The sequence below is a fragment of the Oceanobacillus bengalensis genome, assembly GCF_003628445.1.
Lineage (GTDB): Bacteria > Bacillota > Bacilli > Bacillales > Amphibacillaceae > Oceanobacillus > Oceanobacillus bengalensis.
In genome coordinates this window covers 1-7,280 of record NZ_RBZO01000060.1, presented here as the reverse complement: position 1 = coordinate 7,280, position 7,280 = coordinate 1, and the positions used below count along the sequence as shown (strand labels likewise).

3 protein-coding genes are annotated in these 7,280 nt (G+C 32.3%); all 3 read right to left on the bottom strand.

Translation table 11 applies throughout. The annotated features are described in order from the left end of the window. Positions 1 to 390 precede the first annotated feature (390 nt). The 3 genes from D8M05_RS19675 to D8M05_RS19665 all read right to left on the bottom strand — a co-directional run bounded on the left by D8M05_RS19675 (position 391) and on the right by D8M05_RS19665 (position 6,844). On the bottom strand, positions 391 to 1,227 hold the full coding sequence (locus D8M05_RS19675) for an abortive infection family protein (RefSeq protein WP_121134775.1): 837 nt from the start codon (positions 1,225 to 1,227) through the stop codon (positions 391 to 393). Between the two features lie 196 nt (positions 1,228 to 1,423). Continuing rightward, positions 1,424 to 4,672 (bottom strand): hypothetical protein, encoded by a 3,249-nt coding sequence (locus D8M05_RS19670; protein WP_121134773.1) that lies wholly within the window; start codon positions 4,670 to 4,672, stop codon positions 1,424 to 1,426. A gap of 588 nt (positions 4,673 to 5,260) precedes the next feature. Continuing rightward, positions 5,261 to 6,844 carry a hypothetical protein gene (locus D8M05_RS19665; protein ID WP_183072873.1) on the bottom strand — a complete coding sequence of 528 codons (1,584 nt, stop codon included), beginning with the start codon at positions 6,842 to 6,844 and terminating at the stop codon, positions 5,261 to 5,263. Between the last annotated feature and the right edge of the window lie 436 nt (positions 6,845 to 7,280).

The window sequence follows — 7,280 nt, the reverse complement described above, 5'->3', positions numbered from 1 at the left end:
GTGGCCATTTCCAAAACTGGGCAATGGTTATGAACCAACTACTCCTTCATGATAATCTAAAAGAACGGGTTTTAAAGTATCTTGAGTAAGTTTTAATTTACACACTTTATTTGACAAACCCCTTTATTATCCTGACTCCCATTGAATGATTCAATCCGGTTATTCCATTTCTTATTGACTAAGTAAATTGCTACCCTTGATACCTTTAGGTTTGCTAGGAATTACATATTCTAATACTTTCGCTATCTCAAAATCCTGTATAGTTTATCGGAAATAATTAAACTTAGATCCTCTATCCAAAAAAACTCTTATCTTAAAAGATCCTGCATCAAAATGATTAATAAACATACTGCCGAAACATACATCAATTAATTGCCATATAAACACTATTTAATTATTTAACTCCAATTTATTTAATAGATATTCTGCAACCAAACCAATACTTTCTATAGCAGAAAGTGCCTCTTCCTTAGTTAAGTTTGATAAGAATGGCCTACCATGTCCTGTTCCCTCTTTATTTCTCAATTTATTTATTGAACATGCAAGTTCATATAGGGCTCTTTCAAATCTTTTTATGGCGGGTTCAGATAAATTATTGTCTATTTTGTCATGTGGGGTAGCCGCCCCAACCATCATAAACGCTTGTCCAAGCAGGGTAGGAAAGTTGGCTTGCGTTGGGTAACTTCCCATCTTTTTGAGTACTATATAAGCGGCTACTGCTTCCATTAAGTCTTTCCCTGTTCCAGCTACTAAGGCTGCATCTTCAATGCCTTGTTTGGCACGACGAATATAGGTATGCAGGGCCTCGCTCATTTCTTTCTCAGAAAGGCTATCCAAAATCACTGGTTGAATCTCTCCATCTATCGTCAAAATGTAACCAGTAGATTTAAAAGCTTGCATCAAATTTTCTATCTGCTCACGTCCAGTATAATTTACGGAATTCTCTCTAAATCCTCCAGAAGCCTTTACTACTGAGACAACACTTTTTACAAGTTTCTCTCCTTTTTTTATATCGTTCTCTAATGCCCAATAAAGAACTGCCCTTATCCTTTTCGCTTTTCCAACATTCCGACCTTGATTCTTAGGATCTACATCCCACAGCTCTGCCTTCTGTACTATGAAATCCAGATCTGAATGACTTGGGTCTCTTCTATTTGTTGCCTGTGAATCGTCTATTAATTGCGAAAGTGATATAGCAATTTCATCCGTTAAAGGGGCTCCTTGCATGTTAAACCCTCCCATGTTCAAGATTCATTATTGAATATTATTGATTTGATTCGTTTCATTTCATTTAACGTATTTGTTTTAAATCATATAATAAAAATTTTTGAAGGTACTTGCTAGTATTAAAACAAATGAATAAACCTAAATAAATTTCAAGCAACTACTCCTTTCATATTATTCAGACATAAATCATTGAGAATTATCTTTGAAACCTTTTTATTCTGTCAATAACCTTTAATACTGGCGCATCTTTTACTACTGCTGGAATTACAGGTTCATCGGTTGGTAATATTGCAAGTGAAAGATAACTACCCTCATCTATCTCCCACGCATTTTTTATTTCAATTTCGCTCTTTAAAATATTTAATTCTTTATTCATAGATAAAGTTTTATTTTCATTAATCGAACTAGGAAACATGATATACTTCCCAACTTTTTTATATGCTTCAATAAACATATTTAAATTGACATGATTACTAGGTTCCATTGTTATAATACGTGCTGGACTCATTATTAAATTATTAGAAGTAATATTATTCTTTCTTATTAAATTTTCATTAGCGGTAAATACAACCCTATAATCATATGGCTTATTTCTATTCACCCCTTTTACTATGCCAACCCTAATATTGTTCTCTGTATCAATATTTCCTACTTTCTCAATCCATTCTCTAAATATTTCTTTACCAGCTTTACCATAAGAAAACATTGGTGAGAACACCGGTAAAGGCGTAGATTCTCCAGTAAAGTAAACACCCTTCCATTTGGATTTATCCCATAAAGGTATATTGATAATATCTAAAGTTTCTATATCGGACTGTTTAGTATTTTCTATGTTAAATTCTTCTTCAGATGGTTTCTCATATTTAATATCCATTGAATCGTTATTCTCTTCTTTTTCATCATTTATAAGAGTATCTACTATATATATAGGTTGCTTTCTTTCTAATGCAAATTCCGAGCCATTCTTTTCAACTACATTAGTGACCGTAGGTGTTTTTTTACTAAAATATTCAAATACTATTGATGAACTACCTGTAAAATTGATTGCTCTGTCTAAGGCACTGTCTTGCTCAAGCATTTCCTTAACTGCATTATCAAATGAATTAAGATTAACCATTTCAACCATTAATTGAATTGTTACATCCTTAATAAATTCTTTTACTTTGACCTGAACTTCAGGCGTATTTACTTCCGGATAACTTGAACAAGTTATGAAAAATACTGGCTTAATACTATCTTTATCCTTATTTATTTCTAATGTAAACTCATCATGTTCTATAAACTTAATGTTTATTTTGATTTCTGGAATAAATGAATGTATTTTATCCACTGTTCCTGTGGAGAGAAAACCTTCTATAGATCCTAGTAAACTCTCACCAATTTCAATACACGGAAATTGAATATCAGAGATAATATTTATTTTACAGCCGATAATCTTACTGCTTAACCAATAACTATTTTGGGTACCATACCATGGTTGTCCCACCAATTGTAATCTGGCCGGTTGATTGTACCACTTAGTTATAAAATCTTCTATCGCTTCCGTATTATTATCGAAAGATTTACTAAATTCTTCATCTACATGGCCTAGACAATATTTTATAGCTATAGATGAAAATTCTAATCCCCACTCCTCTAAATAATTCGGAAAAAATGAAAGTGTATTTAAATCATTAAAATCTGTCCTAAATATTTGTATACCCAAAATGAAATCATAATTGTATTCTTGTCCTACAATGTCTTTCAATTCACTTTCTGGATTATTTGATAAGTACAGATTAATTGCAATTTGTTCTAACTTGTAAAACTCAGTTGAGTGAATTAATCTTCCTAATTTCAACTCTATAAACTTAATGCTATTTAGACTTCCAATTAGTGCCGGATTCACTTGACCCAAGTTAAAATACTCATTAATAGAAAGGTGAAATGCATTTAAATAATAACCACGCGCTGCCCAATTTAAATCTACACTCTCAAACAATTGCCCCATTAATAAGAAAGCCCGTGTTAATTCTTTTTTGCTTTCGTCCTTAACTATTTTCACTATCGCTCTTCCCAAATAACGAATAGCAGTGTATGGTTTATCTTTCATTAGTTGTTCACTTCGGATTATTAACAACCTTGCTGCTTCAATTTCTGATTTTCTTTTGACACTTATTGAAACTAGATGTTCAAAAAGTGTATCATAATTTTTCGCTTCTTGATATATAGGGAGTTCCGTAACTATTCTCTTTATAGTTAGGAAATTGAAATCTAATGATTCTTTCCCTTTTTCTAGAACTTCTATAAATTCATCTACTATTTGATCTATATCTCCACCCATAAATAATTTAACATTTATGTAATTTGCCTTTGCTTGTATTGCTGCATTGGGTCTAGTAACATCTGATATAATTCTTTGATATTCTTTCTGTAAGACTGTAGTATGTTCTTCAAAATTATAATTATATTTCCCATCTTTCGCAATTGAGAATAAATTCATCCAAAGATTGGTTAATCTTTCTAGGTCAAAAACATTAGAACCTCCAACAACTAGAGATTCAAAATTACAATATCTCAAGTAAAAATCATCAAAGTCCATGTACCACCAATACATAGTCCACGCCCATTGATAAAAACATTCTTTTTTCTGTACATGTGTACCATACTCATTAGTTATATTCTGTGCTCTTTCAAATCGCCCAGATGTTTCTATATTTGGAAGTTCCAATTCTCTGCTAATTATCGCAGTTTCCAGAGCCTTTTCTGAAAGTATGTGATAATTTCCATTTTCAATATCTTCTTTTATCTGTTCTTCAACTTCTTCTAGTCTCTTTCTTTTCGCATAATCCCTACTTCCTACTTCATCAGTTTCTCTAAATCTATCTGAGATATTAAAACTCTCAACTGCAATTTTTTCATGCTTACCACTAAATACTTTTTCGAGTAACCACATTTTATCAAGTATTCTGATATTAACTTCATATTTTTCCCTTAACTCATCCTCAGTAACTGCTCTTTTTTTATCAGAAATAAACTGGTTACTCATAAAGTAAATAACACTATAACCCCTTCCCGTTTCTACAATTTTCTTAACATCAGATTTTACTTTACTCTTCCAATCTTTCTTTGCACTAATGGCAAAAGCCCATCTTTCTTTAGAGGCCTCTCGTCCAACCCCGCTGTACCAAGATAAGGCAATGTCATCCGAAACCGGATAGGTTTCAGTATCTACTTTACTGTCTCCTCCACCAGTAGGACCTGTTTGAATGATTAAATTTGGACAAATCTCTTTTTCCGCTATTTTCCTACAAAAGTTTTCAAATTCCTTTTCTTGACTTCTACTTGTCAAAGTTTCCAAATAGTAATCAAACATTTCCTTATTCAAATCAATTTTAGTTATGCTCTTTGAATCAGAAAATTGCTCAGGATATAGACTTTTGTAGAAATCGTATGGTGTTTTCATGGTAACCCTCCTCGTCATCTTAACTAAAACTATAACTCTATTTAACCAATAAATCGAAGAATAATATATTAAAAATGATTGAAAATTACATAAATCAACACTGTTTCCTTATTTGTTTTTCGTCCTATTAACTATTAATCATAATTTCTTTTATTTTATGGTGTTTATATCGTTTAATCTGCGACATCACACTGTAGAAGTAGCAGCTTTAACCATCAATAAATTGTCATCAACAGACACTTATCTAAAAGGCTCAAAATATGTCATTTTTCCCGATTTGGGACTATTTGAGCCATTTAAAAATAAATGTTGATTTTTTTCGGGCATCTTGTAATTTCTTCTTTTTTTTAATATATAAGATGATAGTAAAAACTATTTCCATGATACGAACTTAAGTGAAAAAAATGATTGAACCTGAAAAAAATGAAATAAATGAACGATTAGTAACCATTCATAACCATTTTAAACATTACTAATAGTTACTAACTGTTTTAATGATTATTAATGGAACTAATAGTTATAATGAAAATTCACCTTTTATAATCATTAAAATAGCCAGCCTATGATAGCTGACTTCATTCAATTTCCTTATTTCATTAGTTCCATTAATTCCTTTTGCGAAAATGATATGTACTCGGCTCCAACAACTGGTAAATTACTAAGAATAAGTACTTTGGCTGGAACCCTATTGACCCTTGCTCGTCCAATTGCCTGCAGCAATTGGCTTTCCACAAGATAGAATTGAACTTCTTTTAACAAAATATCATTACTATATGTAGTAAAATAGAAACGCAGCCCATTCCTTTCTACTGGGATATACTCCATTCTACTTTCCTCTAGACCCATGCGGTACCCTAGAGCCACACTTATTAAAAGATATGCAATCGGATTCAGATGAGGAGTTCCAATCACAGTAATATTCTCCCCTTTTAAGTCATCAATTCCCTCTGTGTTACCAAAATATATTTCTTCCTTTTTTCCATTATGGTAGAAATCTTTATATGTAATAATTTCACTATCAGGGTTATAAATTTTCATAAGGTTTTCTGCTAAACACTTCATTTCTTGTTGGTTTTCTTTGATCGTAAATCTACTAAAACTTTTAGATGTTACTTGCAGGATACTCCCTGTTGGCTTAACAAGGCCTAAATCAATAAATGTTACTTTATCACCGAATACCAATTTAGATATACTTTCATTTATAGTGGCGCTCAGAATAATAGTCTTTTTAGCCGGAGGTAATTGGTTCCTTTGAATAAAATATATGTAGTCAACATTGTGAATTCTCTTCATAAGAAAATAATCGCAATTTAGAAATCCTAATACATTGGATCTAATGGTTTTTTCCTCTACAATTGTCTGTTCGAGGTCTTTAACAGATGGTAGCAAAAAAGATGACCTTTCTTGGACAATATCCAATGGAGCATTCATTATCATGTTTTGCAAAGTTGTAATAACATCTTTGTTCACTTCGTTATCCTGCAATTTTGAAAATGCAAATACTAAATCGGACACCTTCATTTGAGATATTGGAAAAAGATTGGGTATTGGATCCTCGTCGAATATAATAGTTGAATTTGAATCATCATTTGTAAAAATCGCACGTTGATGTGTGGTAAGCAGCAATTCTTTTTTAGAGGATTTCACTTTCTCCAAGTCTTGGAGAAAATCAGATACATCCTCATTTTCATTGGAAATCTGTCTTAAAAATTTATTTACTGTCCTGTATGCACCAATATTGTATAGGTGTTCAATTTTTTCCGAAAATGGTTCCTCAAGTAAAGGTAATTCTGGAACTTTTATATGCTTAATATTTTTGTCTTTTAAGCGCATGGAAACCTCTTGTTTCAATTTATGTGTAGGAAAAGCGATACTAAAATTATACTCTTCTGCAAAGTTCACAATTGCTTCTGTTTTACCAATTCCAGTTGGGGCTTTTACTACATATACACCTTGTTGATCACTCTTTAGAATGTCACCAAAAACCTTTTCTAACTTTTTATAAACTTCATCAACCTCTTGAAAATGTGGTTCTTGTAATACTTGTACGCTTCCTCTCGGCAACTTTCCTTGCTCAATCATATTGGAGGCGTGAATGCACTCATTCGCAAATGGACAGTAAGTATCGCACCTTGTTGGCACATAATTCATTTTCTTAATTTGATTCATCATTAGTGACCATTCTTCTTTTTTGGTCAGATATTTCTTCCGGGAGTTAATGATATCAACTATCTTAGATTTGCCACCCTCCACATTTATCAGGTTGGTCATCAAGCCAAACATTTCGTTATGGTAAAGCCAGTATTCCCCTGAAATTGACTCCCTATAAAGTTTGCATCTTTTTTGCAAATTATCAAAGGGAAAGTTCCTAACCTGCTTCAATTCTGGCTCGTAAAATGGACTTGGTTCAGGTGAATAACTTTCAGTCTCCTGAATAGAATCCTTGGAGAAAACCAAGTAATATGAAAAATGACTATTTTTTGCCCGCGTGTATATGGTAACTTAAAAGTGAGCCACCATAGCAATTGAAAACTGAGCCACTTTTGATAGAAAATAACCCTAATGACATGTTAGGGGGAAACATCAGGAGTGATTATATTGAGTGAGA

Coding starts and splice junctions, on each gene's coding strand:
- D8M05_RS19670 (WP_121134773.1), bottom strand. CDS start 4,672: ATGAAAACACCATACGATTTCTACAAAAGTCTATATCCTGAGCAATTT.
- D8M05_RS19675 (WP_121134775.1), bottom strand. CDS start 1,227: ATGCAAGGAGCCCCTTTAACGGATGAAATTGCTATATCACTTTCGCAA.
- D8M05_RS19665 (WP_183072873.1), bottom strand. CDS start 6,844: ATGATGAATCAAATTAAGAAAATGAATTATGTGCCAACAAGGTGCGAT.